This window comes from Nostoc sp., assembly GCF_036916985.1.
Lineage (GTDB): Bacteria > Cyanobacteriota > Cyanobacteriia > Cyanobacteriales > Nostocaceae > Nostoc.
In genome coordinates this window covers 1-15,901 of sequence record NZ_JBALFD010000052.1, presented here as the reverse complement: position 1 = coordinate 15,901, position 15,901 = coordinate 1, and the positions used below count along the sequence as shown (strand labels likewise).

The following is a 15,901-nucleotide window of genomic DNA, read 5'->3' as shown; positions in this document are numbered from 1 at the left end:
ATTTACACAAGTTAATTAAATAGCCACACTTCATATTTGTTTGAAGTGGTTGTGAAAATATTCCAAAAAAGCATTTACACAAGTTAATTGAATACCCGCACACCAGCATTTATTTTTAGCCAAGTACTATTGACAAAAAGAATTTCATCTTAACTTGTCACGAATAACAAGTCTGTCCTACTGGGAAATGCATAGTGCAGTGCTTGCAAGGGGGAAAGTGCGATCGCCCCCGCGAATCTTCAAGGCATATCTCCGAATATGAATATAGAGACGTAGTACTCTACGTCTCTACAAGGGTTATGGATAATGCACATCCTCAAGTAGTCAGTTTTTTTTAACAAACGGCCTTCTCTACGAAATGCTACGCGAACCCATAGCGTCTTGTAGAGAATAATGCAAAAGAAAAGAAGGAAGAAATACTTAACTCAACGGTATTGCAGTATACTAAGAAAGTCAGGGAAAGTCGAGATAAAAATAGAGATAAGTGGGGTAATTAATACTTTCTCGCCTATTGTCGCAGTGACAAAAAACATACCACTAATTCAGTAAGTCAGGCTCTTCGCGCACAATCCTGTCGTAAAGGGGCTGAAAGCCGAACCACCCACTTGTATGTGACCCTACTTGAGTTTGAGTTAAACGAGCTGTTTCGTGTTTAATAGTAGTTGGTCTACCCGCTGCTTCTGCTAGCAATTGGGCTTGGCATGATCGCTCTAAGCTAATGTACCAGAAAGCAGCTTCATCTACTGTATGTCCCACAGTTAAAATGCTGTGGTTACGTAAGATAATAGCTTTCTTTGACTCCAAAGCTTGGGCCAATCGCAGACCTTCAGAAGTTTCTAAAACAACACCTGTAAAATCGTCAAACAGGGCATGGTCTTCGTAAAAAGCACAAGAATCTTGAGTCAAGGGGTCAAGGAGACGCCCCAAACTAGACCAGGCTTTACCATAAAGGGAATGGGCGTGAGCCGCCGCGATGACATCAGGTCGAGCTTCATGAATCTGAGAATGGATGGCGAAAGCAGCTTGATTTACCTGAGCATCACCTTTAACCACCTCACCTTCTCTGTTAACTAAGATCAGGTCAGAAACTCGGATATGACCGAAGTATGTCCCTAATGGATTGACCCAGAAATGGTCTGTAAACTCTGGATCGCGAGCTGTAATATGTCCGGCGATTCCCTCACTGAATCCAAATTTGCCAAACAGGCGAAAGGCAGCAGCGAGGCGTTGCTTACGGTACAGGCGTTCGTCTTCAACTCGATCAAATACTGGGGGTTGTGGTCTATCGTACTTGGGCATGTTCTTTTTCCTCTTCCTCTTTACAGGGAGCGTTGGAATATCCAGAGCGAAAGGATTTGACGCTGTGAGATTCTGGGATGAACTGGTGACGCAAAATGCAACCAGTATCATTACCTAGAATATGGATAGATACAGATGCGCTCTGGGATGTGGTTTTGACGGCGTGGATATCACCATCTGGCGGTAACAGGCGGTAGATATCTCCTGGTTGAAGCGATCGCACTTCAGTTACTTGTAATTGTGCGTGTCCTTCGGCATCACCGCTATCTACACGGCGATAGACTGTTTCTTCTTGATTGCCTTGATATAAACCAATCAATCCCCAAGCTAAATGGTCGTGGACGGGAGTTGTGGAACCTGGGGGAATCACCAAACTGAATACTGACAGTGAGCGGTCTTTGGCGCGATAAAGTAGCCACTGACCAATACCGCCACCCATCCGGCTTTCAGGATTGACTTGGGCAAACTTTTCCGGTAGCCATCCCTGTTGGGCAAGGAGTTCTTGAAAATAGGGTTCTAGTCTAGCGAGAGTTTGTGGGCGATCGTCAACAGTACTGGCGCTAATTTCCCGCACCTTTGCGACAAAGGATCGTAGTTCCTGACTCTCAATAAACCATTGGTCTTCCGGTAATGGTTCCAAAATTGTGTGGTTTGTCATCTATACTCCTCTGTTTGGGAGGCGACTAATATTAATACCAATTTTGTTATCTTTATTGACAATAGTACTAGTAGTTTTAACACCAGGGTGAATCTTAAAGCCAAGTTGCTCAAGTTTTAGATGAGAAAGGGACTCTTTCAGAATGATCGTAAAAGGATATCGCTGAAATACCGTAGCTTTCCCTTGTGACAATAGCAGCCTAGCATGGCTGATGCGTACTGGATATAACGGTTCTTGGTTGGCATCGAGAATGAATACTTTGGTCATGCTATTTTGAAATAATCAAATTATTTACAGCAGTTTTCAGGTAAAATAGCGAGTGCTGTAGTACTTCAATACACTCTGCATACCTCTGCGTTGAAAAACACTACGATTTTACGCAACGCTGCACTAAGCAACAACAGCGGCTTGTCGCTCCCGCCGTTGCACTTCTGCGCGGACTAGGGGAATCACATCACGACCATAGGCGATCGCATCTCCTAAGGGATCGAATCCCCGAATCAATAGAGTAGTTACCCCTGCATCATAGTAATCCACCAAGGACTCTGCGACTTGCTCCGGTGTACCAACGAGGGCAGTAGTATTACCATAAGCACCAGTAGCGGCGGCAATGGGCGTCCATAAGCGTTTGTCGAAAATTTCGCTTTCTTGAGCAAACTGTAATAACCGATTGGAACCCACTGCTTGCGGACGTGCTGAATTAAAGTCGGGAGTGATCGGCAGTTGATTTTCTGTTTTTGCAGCCCGAATTTCCTTAACCCGCGATAAAATCGAGTGCGCTTTTTCCCAAGCTTTCTTTTCAGTAGCACCCAGAATCGGCCGCAACGAGACACTGAAGCGTGGCGATCGCCCTGGCGGTGTTACGGCTTTTACTTCGCGTATCCGTTCCTTAACCGCCGCAATGGGTTCTCCCCACATGGCATAGACATCACTATGCTTTGCACCCACAGGTATTGCTGCACCAGAAGCACCACCAAAATATAGAGGTATATGGGGTTGTTGTAAAGGCTTCACATCTGAGTAAGCATCTTTCACACGATAGAATTCGCCCTCATAATCGAAGGGAGTATTACTCGTCCACACCCGCCGCACAATATCGAGGTACTCATCTGTACGGCGATAACGCGTATCGTGGTCAAGCCAATCACCATCGCGTTGCTGTTCGGCATCACTGCCACCTGTAATAATGTGTACAGCAATGCGACCATTAGTAAAATGATCTAAAGTTGCCGTCTTCCGGGCGAAGAGTGTCGGAGCCACAAAACCAGGGCGGTGGGCGATTAAAAATTTCAACCGTTCTGTTGCCGCCGCCGCGAAGGAAGCCACAGTTAAGCCATCGGGGCCAGTTGAGCCATAACCAACCAATACCCGATCAAAACCACCCTCCTCATGTGCCTGAGCAAACTTGCGGACATAAGCGGCATCTATAGAACCACCTGTGATTGAAACTGTCGGCCCATCTAACTCAGATATTTGTCGCGTTCCAATCATCCCAATAAATTCAATTGGCATAGTGCATCACCTCAAAAATTACAAATCTTAATTTGGGAATGGGGCATTGGAAAGAGGCAGAGGGGCGGGGCGCAGCGCATGAAAACTCTTCTCCCTTGCTCCCTGCTCCCTGCCCCCCACCTCCTACTTAGCGGTGGGGCAGATAGTAGCAGCAACATCTACTCTTTTGGGTAAAATCTTTTGCTCTAGCATCCAGTCAGCAGTTTTCTGAATTTTTGCAACATCATCAGCATTTGGTGTGGCAAGTAGTTGCGGCCCTTGATTTTCAGTTACCCGCTTGGCTACGGCTGGAGAGATTTTGATATCTTTGACCAGATATTCGGCTGATTTTGCCGTATTTGCATTCAACCAATCGTATTCCTCGGTTAAACCGCTAAAAGCAGCTTTCACGGCTTCTGGAGATTTAGCCGCCGCCTCATTACGCACAAGCATTACACTGTAGGTAGGAGCTGGATGGGTTGTGGTGATTCTCCTAGCACCATGCTCTAATTCGGCAACTGAAACGTATGGTTCCCAAACTGCCCAAGCGTCCACAGTTCCTTGATAGAGGGCGGGTGCAGCATCAGTTGGCGCTAAAAATACACGCTGAACTTTATCTTTAGAAATTTTCTCTTTTTCCAATACTTTTAATAACAAATACTCACCTGCACCAGCCTGATTTACTGCAACTTTTTTACCTACAAGGTCAGCAGGTTTACGGATAGGAGAATCGCCCCGAACGACGATCGCACTGCCCAATGATTCTGGTCTGGGACGCTGGACAGCCCCAATACAAAGCTCTTGACCGGCAGCAATAGCTGATAACCCAGGAATGTCTCCGCACCCACCAATATCGGCTTGATTCGCGCTAATTGCTTGGAGTAAGGTAGCACATCGGTCAAAGGGGCCAGCCCATTCAACTTTGATATTCTGAGCTACAAGCTTCTTTTCTAACTCTCCTCGTTGACGTGCAATTGGTACTACACCTCCCTTTTGATATCCCAAGCGAATCAAACTAGTTTTTTCTTGAGTTTGATTACTGACATTTTGGGCAGTGGTATTAGTATTTGCAGAGTTACTTGGAGCGCAGCTAGAAATCCCCAAACCTAGCCAGGAACTAGCAATCAATAAGGCACTCAAGGATTTGCTTGAGCGTTGCGGCAATAAAAATAAGAACTTTTTGAATTGATTTAACAACTTTTTTATTACTCCTTTTATTAAAAAAAAAGATAAGAATGAGAGTTTAGATATCAACTCCAGCACTCTCATAGTTAATGCTCATTTAGGGATTTCCAAGTAACAAACTATCCAAATTTTGTGGGGTATCTCACAATCATTTATAGTTGGATATTTTGATTGGGAAGTCTCTTAATTGTGATACTAGTTCCCGTAAATACGGCAAGTCGGTCGGATAACCGTTGAATTAACTACAAGCAGAAATTATCACATACAAAGTTAAAAAGCAATAGGCTAGCTGTGAGGAGAGACAAAGCATAGCTTTAGCTATTTGGGGTTATTGGGATTTACAGCAGTTTTCATGTATTTGAACCATATCTATCGTCAGGGCACAGCATTGCTGTGCCTCTACCGTGTGGTCTATTTAGGGACTGACAAATAAAAAAATATCCAATTAACTTATGTAGGGTGGCCATCTTGCCCGCCCAGGCTATATGCCCACCCCACAATCATATTGGAAAAATATTAGTGCAAATTAAAGGCGCAACAGCTTAATACAGCAGATTTCAGATAAGTGAGGTCATATATCAAGAGATTTTCAACCCTATTCCCCGTTGTAGTCTTCAAGTGGAAATTAGAGAACGCATCAGAAGGGCATAATTGCTTGTAGATGCAGGGTTTTTTCTAACTGCGGATGCTTGAAGCGAAGTTCTCTGGCGTGCAGATGTAACCGACTAGTAACTGCACAGCATCCATAAAGACGCTCGCCTAAAATAGCAATCCCCAGTCCTCGCGCATCAGCCGCATGAACTCTCAATTGATGGGTGCGTCCTGTTAGTGGCGTAAATTCTACGCGGGTGTAGTCTCCTTCTCTTGCCATTACCCGGAATTGTGTCAAGCTGGGTTTGCCATGCTGCCAATCAACTTTTTGATAGGGGCGATTTTCAGGATCTCCCCACAATGGCAAGTCAATTACACCTTGGTCAACTGTTACAGCACCGGCAAGTATGGCTTCATAAACCTTGTGAACCTGGCGTTGCTGAAACTGCTGGCTGAGTTGTCGATGGGTTTGGCGATCGCGTGCTAACAACAAAATCCCGGAAGTTTCTTGATCTAGGCGATGCACAGATGTAAGTGACATACCATCCGGTAACAGATGAGCGAAGCGACTCAAGACACTATCTTGGCGATCGCGATAACGACCAGGTACCGAAAGTAACCCAGCAGGTTTATTTACCGCAATCAGCCATTCGTCTTCATAAATAATGGGTAAAGTGACCTCTCCCCCTTCCCTGCAAGGCAAGGGAGTTGGGGGGTTAGGTCTTAACCCTGAGAGCAAAAACCCCATCAATGGCTGACATCGCTCCGCACATGCTCCATAAAATTCTCCCTGAATTTTATCTTGATTTACCATACTCGGAGAAGGTTCATACTCCGCCTCTTGTGAGCGGTCTTTCAACTCAGCACTCAGCACTCGAAACTCAGCACTTTTCATGGAAGACGCACCCCACCAAAATTCTGCCATTGCCAACGGTTTGAGATTATGTGTTGCCGCATAATGAAGCAGCTTTGGGGCACAACAGTCTCCTGTACCAGTGGGGGAACCTCCTGGCATCAATTCTTGCAATGATTGCGATCGCCCAGAAAAATTAGTCAAGCTATAGCTAGCCTGCATTTGAGCTTGTAATTGACGAGACAGTGCTTTACGCTGTTGTTTCAGTTCACTAATTCGCGCATCTGTTGCTGCAATTAACTGTTGCAGGGGTTGTAATCGGTCATTTTGTTGGCGTTTAAGTTGTCGTCGCTCAATTCCCTGCTGGCGACTTTCTTCATCGAGTTGTTCAAGAGCAATAGTCAGTGCTTCTGGGCTGAGTGTCTTGCAGATTTGCTGACGCTTTTCCTGTCGTTGATGTTTGCAATCGCGATGGCGATCGCTCATTGCTTGCAATTGTTGTTCAAAATCATTTAATAGAGTTTCATATTGCTGGCGTTCGGTCAGTTGCTTCAAGGTCAGAAGTTCTTGCTTAATCGCGTCCAACTGTGCCAAAGTACGGGCTTCCTCGAAAGCAACTTTGTCTCTACCTGGAATTGGTGGCACCCAGCCCTCAACAACACTACAACCATTTAAAAGACCTGAGAAGGCTTTTAGTACCCATTGTTCGCCATTAGGCAGTTCAACCAATAGGATGCCATACATCTTGCCTTCACGAGAATAACAGTCATTATTAGCTAACTCTTGCATTAGTCCGTGGGCGATCGCTTCAGACATTGAGGTGCGGGGTAATTTTAGGCGAAGGCCACTTTCCAGACAGCGGCCTTCGTACCAATAGCTACAAGATAAGTCGCTGATGGCAAAATCGCAGTCGATGAAATCTGAAAGTGGGTGCAAAACTACCATACAGCCTTTAACGAAGAGGTAGGGGGCAGGGAGCGGAGAAAAATGACCTCTGACTCCTGTGGTGGAATGAAGGGGGGAACATGTTCTTACGTCCTCCACTTTTGTTAAGTGGTTCTCGAACAGGAAGGGGTCGAATCCCTTTTCTATTCTATCTCCCCTGCTCCCTGCACCCTGCCCCCTTGCCTCTTGTTCAACTCTCTGGTAATTTAGCAAATGCCTGTTCAACTAACTCCTTTGCCTTCGCATCCAAACGCAGCCAATCCACTTCACCGAGTTCATCAATTAAACTAGTATCAACATCAGCAGATTCCTCAACTGGGCTGTATTTAAGAAAACACACTTGATAACAGAGTTCCCACAAATCGATACTTGCTTGCTGCTGTTGACGCTCTAAACGTAGATGATATCCTGGATGGGGCATCGGCAGACGAGCCAGAGTCTCTCTGATTTCATCTGCCTCTTGGGGCGTTGCAGTTTCCATTGCTTGCAACAGTTCAGTCACCAATGCTTTGATTTCATCAGTGGTGCTAGGCGGCCAAATCAGGACATCATGGTAAGTTCCCGTCCAGGAAGATTCATCAAGCAGCTTGCGGAGATTGTCGATAACCCGAATGAAAGCAGGCTGCATGAGGATTTCAGCCTGTTGCCATGCAACTGAGTTTGTTATTTTAGGTGGCATTGGTAGTAAACAGGGGCACTATAAAGAAAAATAAACAGTCTATGTTTATTAAAAAGCTGCGTTTTTAATCTAAATCTTTTCTCAAGATAGCGGATTTCATTGAAGAAAATTTGGAGATATTTATTACTAGCTGGAAAATTAGGTAAGAACTCTGGGGAGGGAATATGATAGGCAAGCTACTAGATCATCGTTACCAAGTAATTCGAGTCCTCGCGATGGGAGGATTTGGTCAAACCTATATTGCTCAAGATACTAGACGGCCTGGCAATCCCATCTGCGTTGTTAAGCACCTTAAACCCGGAACTGACCCCAGAGTTTTTGATACTGCGAAACGCCTATTCAACAGTGAAGCCGAAACCTTAGAAAGACTGGGCAATCATGACCAAATACCCAGGCTACTAGCGTATTTTGACGACAATCAAGAATTCTATCTAGTACAAGAATATATTGAAGGACATACCTTAGCTGAAGAACTTATCCCTGGTAAGCGCTGGAATGAAAGCCAGGTAATTCAACTGTTGCAGGAAGTTTTAGAAATTCTCGAATTTGTCCATCGCCAAGGCGTGATTCACCGCGATATCAAACCGGATAATATCATTCGTCGCGCTTCCGATAATAAGTTAGTTTTAGTAGATTTTGGGGCAGTGAAGCAACTGCGTACACAAATGGTAGCAGTGGGCGGACAAGCCTCGGCGACAGTAGTTATTGGCACTCCTGGCTATATGCCCACAGAACAAGGGCAAGGTAAACCCCGCCCCAACAGCGATATCTATTCCCTTGGTGTGATTGCCATTCAAGCATTAACAGGATTACAGCCAACAGAATTGCAAGAAGACCCAGAAACGGGCGAAATCATCTGGCGTCATTCAGTAACCGTGAACCATCGACTGGCGGCAGTGTTGTCTAAGATGGTACGTTATCACTTCAAAGACCGCTACCAAAGCGCCACGGAGGCATTGCAAGCGTGTAAAGAGGCAATTAATCCTGTACCAGCACTTTCCACATCTCAAGAAGCCGCCAATAATTCCAGCTACCAAACAGCTAAATCCCAGCCTCAAGTATCTCGCCTGCAAACTGTTGCAGTTGCACCGGCAAATCCTGTCCGCGCGAAACCTGGGCGTCAAGATTCTCAGAAATCCGACCCATGGCCGATATTAATTGGCATATTATTGGCGGGTGGTGCGGCTGCTTTGGTAGCAAATGTATATCCAAATATGAAAAATTTCGCTTTAAATATTACAGGTAATAATACTGCCTTAACAGACAAATGCTTGGCTATTGTCGCGGGAAATTCTAATATCCGTTCTAAACCTAGTTCGATAAATTCTAATAATGTTTTGCAAACTGTTGCTGATAACACCAATTTCGAGGTGACTGGCAAGCGGACAAAAGGAGGTTGGGTAGAAATTAAACTTAAACCTGGTCGTTTGGCTTGGGTCGACTCGGATGAGATAACCAATAATCAAGAATGGAGTTCTTGCTTACGCGAAAAAGGCATTGCAACAAAGATTGTAGATGATAGTAGCTCGATTGCGAATCGACCGACTACCAAAACAAAATCAAAATCGCGGGATGTCGCAACTTCATTACCAGAAAAGTCGAAGGGGTCAGCTGACGATGCTGGGAAATCAGAACGATCGCAGCCTAGTGATAACAGTGCCAATATTATAGAACAAGCAAGACAGAAGTATGATTCAGGGGATATAACAGGAGCGATCGCACTTTTGAGAACAATTCCGGCAAATGCTGCTTCTGGTATCCAAGAGACGGGCAAAATGATTGCCCAGTGGCAACAAGATTGGGCGAAGGCTGAGGCTTTGTCTAATGAGATCAATAAAGCAATAGATGATGGGAAATGGGATAAAGTTTTAGATTATAGAAACCATCCAGAAAAGTTGCCGAATACTCAATATTGGCGAAATAAAATAGAACCATTATTTAAACAAGCAGCCGCAAATCTGGCAAAAGAAGCACTAACTAGACTAGGGAATCAAGGTAATCAAAAGAGTACCGAACAGAAAGTTCCCGATACTAAGAAACCTACCACTACAGAGAGTCCTAATACTATAGAAACTCCTAAAAGTGGCTTTTAACAGGTTGCGAAATTCCCCATCTTCTATACGAGATGCTAAGACGAACAAGTTACTCCGAAGATGGGGATTGCAAAGGCAATTAATTTTTTACACATCGTTAACTTGCGGCTAAATTGCCCCAACCCACATAAGGTAATTTTGCAGCCGTTGACCGAACTTGATCAGCGTTAGCCACCAACTGACCGCAAGCGTCCCAAGTTCCAGAAATAAATGTGCTTCTTGTCCCTTCACCGATCGCAACTGGGGCGGTGTAATCATCAATTTGCACTTGCAAGGTTTCCAGATTTACTGTCACGGCGGCTTGGGGATTAGCAGCAACTAAATCTTGTAGTTGTTTAACAGTCACAGCATCGGCTGTCAGACAAGGTATGCCCATTGCCACACAGTTACCAAAAAAGATTTCGGCAAAGCTTTCACCGATTAAAGCTTGGATTCCCCATTTGGCGATCGCTTGGGGTGCATGTTCCCGTGATGAACCACAGCCAAAGTTACGGTTGACTATTAAAATCTTCGCGCCTTGATACTGGGGTTGGTCAAAGGCGTGTTCACCTTTAAGCGCTTTCCGATCATCAATAAACGCGCCTTCGCCTAAGCCATCAAAGGTAATGGCTTTCAAATATCGTGCGGGAATGATGCGATCGGTATCTATATCATTGCCCACTAAGGGTATACCGCGTCCTGAAACCGTTTTAACTTCACTCACCATAATTTTTATAAGAAACGAACCGCAAAGAACGCAAAGGAAAGAAAGAAAGTTTAAGAGAGTTTTCTCTGTCACAAGATGGGGTTACAGCAACTCGCGCACATCAGAGACTTCGCCTTTAATGGCAGCAGTGGCGACCATCGCCGGACTCATTAACAATGTCCGACCGGAAGAGGAACCCTGTCTTCCTTTAAAGTTGCGGTTGGAGGAGGAGGCGCTGATTTGTCTTCCTTCTAACTTATCGGGGTTCATAGCCAGGCACATGGAACATCCCGGTTCCCGCCACTCAAATCCGGCTTCCTGAAAGATTTTATCCAGTCCTTCAGCTTCCGCCTCTTCCTTCACCCTTTCAGAACCAGGGACAACGAAGGCTTTGATTCCTTCTGCAACGTGGCGACCTTTGGCGATTTTTGCCGCTTCTCGTAAATCACTAATTCTGCCGTTGGTGCAACTACCAATAAAGCAGACATCTATTTTAGTGCCCTTGATGGGTTGACCAGGATATAAATCCATGTAGCGGTAAGCTTCTTCGGCAATAAATCGGTCTTCTTCCAGCAGTTCTTCTGGTTGAGGCACTGACTGATTGACACCGATACCTTGACCGGGAGTAATCCCCCAGGTGACGGTAGGAGGAATTTCCGCCGCGTCAAATACTACTACATCATCGTACTGGGCATCAGCATCACTCTTGATGGATTCCCACCAAACTACTGCTTGATCCCAATCTGCATCTTTGGGAGCAAAATCTCTGCCTTTGAGGTAATCATAGGTGACACGATCGGGATTGACGTAGCCGCATCTAGCACCGCCTTCGATCGCCATATTGCAGACAGTCATCCTTTCTTCCATATTCATTTGTGCAAAGGTCGTCCCTGCAAATTCGTAGCCATAACCCACACCACCTTTTACCCCAAGGGTGCGGATGATATGCAGGATGACATCTTTGGCGTAAACTCCTGGGTTGAGAGTGCCGTTAACTTCTATTTTGCGGACTTTCAGTTTGGAAAGGGCAAGGGTTTGGGAAGCAAGAACATCCCTAACTTGACTAGTACCAATGCCAAATGCGATCGCACCAAATGCCCCATGACTGGAAGTGTGACTATCTCCACAAGCGATCGTCATTCCTGGCTGGGTGATTCCCAGTTCTGGGGCGATGACGTGAACTATACCCTGACTACCAGAACCAATATTGTAAAAAGTTATGTTATTTTCTTGACAATTATTTTCCAGGGCTTGAATCATTTCCTCTGCCAAGCTATCGGCAAAGGGACGCGTTTGATTATCTGTGGGCACAATATGATCGACCGTGGCCACAGTTCGTTCTGGAAACAGTACTTTTAGACCCTTCTCGCGTAACATAGCAAAGGCCTGGGGACTGGTGACTTCATGAACTAGATGAAGCCCGATAAATAGTTGCGTTAGCCCTGAGGGAAGTGTACCAACGGTGTGTAAGTCCCAAACTTTGTCAAACAGGGTACCTTTGCTCATACGTCAATCAGTATTTAAAGAGTCCGGTCTTAAATAGTATCAAAAAAGAGTCTCGGTTTTTGCAGATAACTTAAATATTTTTAAACGCAGAGGGGCACAGAGGTACGCAGAGAATTAGCGATGTCATTCGATGGCTTTTGAGGTAGTAAATGCGAAAATTCTCCGAAATAGTGAGATCCATGATGTAAGTAACTTTATCCTTTTGCACAAGATGTGTTAAGACAAGACGAGATAATTGCACTACCAGGTTATGCCCATAGATTTACGGGAATTTTATCAGGCTAGCGATCCCAGCAGAACTCTGTTTGTCAAAAATAGCTCTGATGGCAAGTATTATATAGATTTTTCCTCGGTACGAGGTGGTGATATTCTTGGCAAGCTGAAGCAGAAAATTACTTTTTTTAAGCCGAATGAACCCACTTGTACTTTATTTACTGGGCATATTGGTTGTGGTAAATCGACAGAACTATTACGGTTACAGGCAGAACTGGAAAAGTTAGATTTCCACGTTGTCTATTTTGAGTCCAGTGATGACTTAGAAATGACTGATGTCGATATTGCTGATGTGCTGCTAGCGATCGCTCGGCGGGTGAGTCAAAGTCTGGATAAAATTACTCTGGAGACACCTAACAAATTTAATGAGTTGCTGCAAGGTGCTTGGAAAGTCTTAAACTCCGAGGTGACGGCGGGAAAAGTTAAGGTTCCAGTGCTTGGTGATGTCGGTTTATCCGCAGATAAAGAAAAGTTTTCTCTGTCTGTGGGTATTGGTGAAATCACCGCGAAGATGAAAAATGACCCAACGCTGCGAGAAAAACTCAATCAGTATTTAGCACCGCAAAAAACTAAACTGCTGGAAGCGATTAATCAAGAATTATTAGAACCTGCGATCGCTAAACTCAAACAGCAGGGTAAAAAAGGTCTAGTTGTAATTGTCGATAATCTTGACCGCATAGATAATCGTGCCAAACCTTGGGGTCGTCCGCAGCAGGAATATTTATTTGTCGATCAAGGTGAGTTTTTAACAAGGCTGAATTGTCATCTACTCTACACTATGCCCTTGGCTTTAAAGTTTTCCAACGATTACGGAATGCTGACTCAGCGTTTCCCAGAAGATCCCAAAGTGTTACCAATGGTACCTGTACAAAAAACTGATGGCAGTGTTCATACACAGGGAATGGCACTTATGCAGCAAATGGTACTAGCGAGAGCTTTTCCTGACTTGCCAGAAGAGGAGCGTTTAAATAAAATTACCGAGATTTTTGATAGTGCTGCTAGCCTTGAACGGTTATGTAAAATGAGCGGTGGTCATGTGCGGGACGTGCTGAGGCTGCTGAATACCTGGATTATGGAAGAAATGAGTCTTCCCCTAACTCGTGAAACTTTAGAGCAAGTTATTCGTTCTCGGCGTAATGAAATCATGTTACCGATTTCTGATGATGAGTGGCAATTGTTACGTCACGTCAAGGAAAGGAAAAAGGTAAGTGATGACCAGGGATATCAAAAACTGATTCGCAGTCGGTTTGTCTTTGAATACCGCGATGGTGGTGAATCTTGGTTTGATGTCAACCCCATATTGGCAGAAGCCAGAGAGTTGCAGTGAAAACAATCCAAGAATCAACTTATAGCCAGGGCGAATGGAATTCGCGGCTACACAAACAAAGCCCACCTCCGTGGGCTAAGAGAAAATCAAGATTTTATAACCCACGGAGGTGGGTTTTGCCTGTGTAGACGCGGTTTCTAACCGCCCTTTTAACTTATGACAGACTCTTATGACAGACTCGCAACCATCAGAAGATAACCATGTAAACAGCGAACGCACTCTGCAACAATTAGCTTGGGCAATAGAATCCTCTGCGGGAAAGTTTAAGCTGATTTTGGCACGGTGTAATTATGGTAGCTTGCGCGATCGCTTAATCTCCAGATTGCAGGAAATTTGTCAAGTTGAAATTCGTGTCTTGGTGGTGCAGCAATCTAACAGGACTCTTTATACTGCAATTCGGGAAGAAGTCGGCGAAGAAATACCAGCCTGTGTGATGGTTGTCGGTTTGGAATCAGTGCAGAATTTGTCTGTGATATTAACTTCTGCGAATCAGGTGCGGGAGGAGTTTCGCAAGAATTTTGCTTTTCCCTTAGTGTTGTGGATTGACGATGAAATCTACAAGCAACTAATAGAGTTTGCGCCAGATTTGGAAAGTTGGGCAACTACGAGAGACTTTCCCATATCAACACAGGAATTAGTAGATTTTGTCATCGAAACGGCTAATCAATGGTTTAGCAATAACTTAAAATTTAGCGTAGATGTATATATTAAATTAGAAAATGAGTTAGAAGCAGCGCAAAGATATTTACTCAATAAGCCAGATGTTTATAATTTAGAAATTCAAGCTAATTTAGAATCTTTGTTAGGTTTTATTAAACAAATAAATAATCAAAAAGATTCGGCGTTAGAGCATTATCACAAAGCTGAGAAGCTCTGGCAGCAAAATCATAATTTAGAACGACAGGCAAAAATCCTCGGTGATATTGGGTTTTGCTATTATCTCAAAGCTTTTAAGCATCAAGATATCAATCATCCAGATTGGCAAGCGACTTGGCATTATGTTCAAGCGTATATTGATTTTATTAACCAGTTCCAAAATCCAGATTTAATCGCCAATTCATTAGTTAAATTTGGTGATATCTTACGAGACTTGCAAAAGTGGGAAATGTTGCAGAGTCTTTCAGAGCAAGCTTTAGTAATCCATCAAACTAACAACCAGCCAAGGGAATTAGCGAAAGATTACGGCTTTTTAGCTGCGGTGGCTTTGGCTCAAAATAACTGGCTGAAAGCAAATCAGTTAGTTAAGGAAGCCTTAAAAGTTTTTGATGAGATTCCCAATCTAGAATCAGCTAATATGTCAGGGGTTTTATCTGCTGACTTTTCACGGGATCTGAAAAACCTCTCTCCTGCAAGGAGAGAGCCTTTGAATTATCCCCCTTCCCTCTCTTCGAGACGCTGCGCGAACGTAGGGAAGGGGGCTGGGGGGTTAGGTTTCGCGGATGAGGTAAAAAGTCAGGTTTTATCTGATATTCCCGAAAGGGTTTTAGAATCAAAAGATTTGAGTTTATATCGATTTATTTTAGGTCATTCTCAATACCATTTAGGTCAAACTCAACAGGCAACTCTCAGCTTAGAAACTGCTAGAGATGTGGGTAATCCCCTAGAAGATGTCAGGCTTTATTTGGATATACTCAGATTTTTGCAGCAGCTTTATTTTGAGCAGAAAGAATATCTCAAAGCATACAACATTAAACAGCAACGGCGTTCCATTGAACAGCAATTTGGCTTGCGGGCTTTTATTGGTGCGGGTAGGTTAGAAGCTACAAAACAGGCATTTGTCGAGACATTGCGCTCAAACTCTCCCCAAGGAAACATTGCCCCAGAAATTGCTGCATCTGGTCGCCTCTTGGATGTAGAACGTTTAATTGAACGCATGGGTCGGTCTGATTATAAGTTAATAGTAATTCATGGGCAATCGGGTGTAGGCAAAAGTTCCCTGGTGAATGCGGGACTAGTGCCAGCTTTAAAGAATAAAGCGATCGGTATTCAGGATTATTTACCGGTGGTAATGCGTGTTTACACCAACTGGGTGGAAGAGTTGGGGAGGGTTTTGGGAAATCGGAGAGATGAGGGAGAGTTAGAACTCGAAACTTCAACCTCTGAACTCGGAACTTCAACCTCTGAACTCGGAACTTCGACCTCTGAACTCGGAACTTCGACCTCTGAACTCGGAACTTCGACCTCTGAACTCGAAACTTCGACCTCTGAACTCGGAACTTCGACCTCTGAACTCGGAACTTCGACCTCTGAACTCGGAACTTCGACCTCTGAACTCGGAACTTCGACCTCTGAACTCGAAACTTCGACCTCTGAACT

Annotated in this window: 12 protein-coding genes; 3 read left to right on the top strand and 9 right to left on the bottom strand. The window is 44.4% G+C overall.

The annotated features are described in order from the left end of the window. Nucleotides 1-537: 537 nt before the first annotated feature. From V7L07_RS17650 to V7L07_RS17620, 7 genes are all read right to left on the bottom strand, one after another. Nucleotides 538-1,299, bottom strand: a complete 762-nt coding sequence (locus V7L07_RS17650) for a class II aldolase/adducin family protein (RefSeq protein ID WP_335059944.1) — start codon at nucleotides 1,297-1,299, stop codon at nucleotides 538-540. Then, entirely contained in the window at nucleotides 1,283-1,957 is a 675-nt protein-coding gene (locus V7L07_RS17645) for a cysteine dioxygenase family protein (protein ID WP_335059942.1), read from the bottom strand. Before V7L07_RS17645 ends, V7L07_RS17650 begins: the two co-directional genes overlap by 17 nt. Beyond that, on the bottom strand, nucleotides 1,958-2,224 hold the full coding sequence (locus tag V7L07_RS17640) for an RRXRR domain-containing protein (RefSeq protein ID WP_335059940.1): 267 nt from the start codon (nucleotides 2,222-2,224) through the stop codon (nucleotides 1,958-1,960). A 123-nt stretch (nucleotides 2,225-2,347) separates the two neighbouring features. Continuing rightward, nucleotides 2,348-3,469, bottom strand: a complete 1,122-nt coding sequence (locus V7L07_RS17635) for an LLM class flavin-dependent oxidoreductase (protein ID WP_335059938.1) — start codon at nucleotides 3,467-3,469, stop codon at nucleotides 2,348-2,350. A gap of 123 nt (nucleotides 3,470-3,592) precedes the next feature. Beyond that, nucleotides 3,593-4,645 carry an aliphatic sulfonate ABC transporter substrate-binding protein gene (locus V7L07_RS17630; protein WP_335059936.1) on the bottom strand — a complete coding sequence of 351 codons (1,053 nt, stop codon included), beginning with the start codon at nucleotides 4,643-4,645 and terminating at the stop codon, nucleotides 3,593-3,595. A 625-nt stretch (nucleotides 4,646-5,270) separates the two neighbouring features. Continuing rightward, nucleotides 5,271-7,022, bottom strand: a complete 1,752-nt coding sequence (locus V7L07_RS17625) for an RluA family pseudouridine synthase (RefSeq protein ID WP_335059935.1) — start codon at nucleotides 7,020-7,022, stop codon at nucleotides 5,271-5,273. A 190-nt stretch (nucleotides 7,023-7,212) separates the two neighbouring features. Further along, nucleotides 7,213-7,701 carry a hypothetical protein gene (locus V7L07_RS17620; protein ID WP_334778260.1) on the bottom strand — a complete coding sequence of 163 codons (489 nt, stop codon included), beginning with the start codon at nucleotides 7,699-7,701 and terminating at the stop codon, nucleotides 7,213-7,215. A gap of 164 nt (nucleotides 7,702-7,865) precedes the next feature. Between V7L07_RS17620 and V7L07_RS17615 the strand changes: the two genes are divergently transcribed. After that, nucleotides 7,866-9,794 (top strand): serine/threonine protein kinase, encoded by a 1,929-nt coding sequence (locus V7L07_RS17615; protein WP_335059933.1) that lies wholly within the window; start codon nucleotides 7,866-7,868, stop codon nucleotides 9,792-9,794. Nucleotides 9,795-9,891: 97 nt separating this feature from the next. Here V7L07_RS17615 and leuD read toward each other — a convergent pair whose 3' ends face one another. Together leuD and leuC are read right to left on the bottom strand one after the other, a co-directional pair. Then, entirely contained in the window at nucleotides 9,892-10,500 is a 609-nt protein-coding gene (leuD, locus tag V7L07_RS17610) for a 3-isopropylmalate dehydratase small subunit (RefSeq protein ID WP_335059931.1), read from the bottom strand. Between the two features lie 81 nt (nucleotides 10,501-10,581). Next, a complete protein-coding gene (leuC, locus tag V7L07_RS17605; RefSeq protein WP_335059929.1) occupies nucleotides 10,582-11,985 on the bottom strand; it encodes a 3-isopropylmalate dehydratase large subunit in 1,404 nt (467 codons plus the stop codon). 250 nt (nucleotides 11,986-12,235) lie between these two features. On the opposite strand from leuC, the gene V7L07_RS17600 reads away from it, so the two are divergent. Together V7L07_RS17600 and V7L07_RS17595 are read left to right on the top strand one after the other, a co-directional pair. After that, a complete protein-coding gene (locus tag V7L07_RS17600) occupies nucleotides 12,236-13,585 on the top strand; it encodes a P-loop NTPase fold protein (RefSeq protein WP_335059927.1) in 1,350 nt (449 codons plus the stop codon). Between the two features lie 169 nt (nucleotides 13,586-13,754). Beyond that, the coding region (locus tag V7L07_RS17595; RefSeq protein ID WP_442936063.1) for an nSTAND1 domain-containing NTPase at nucleotides 13,755-15,901 on the top strand (2,147 nt) is incomplete at its 3' end.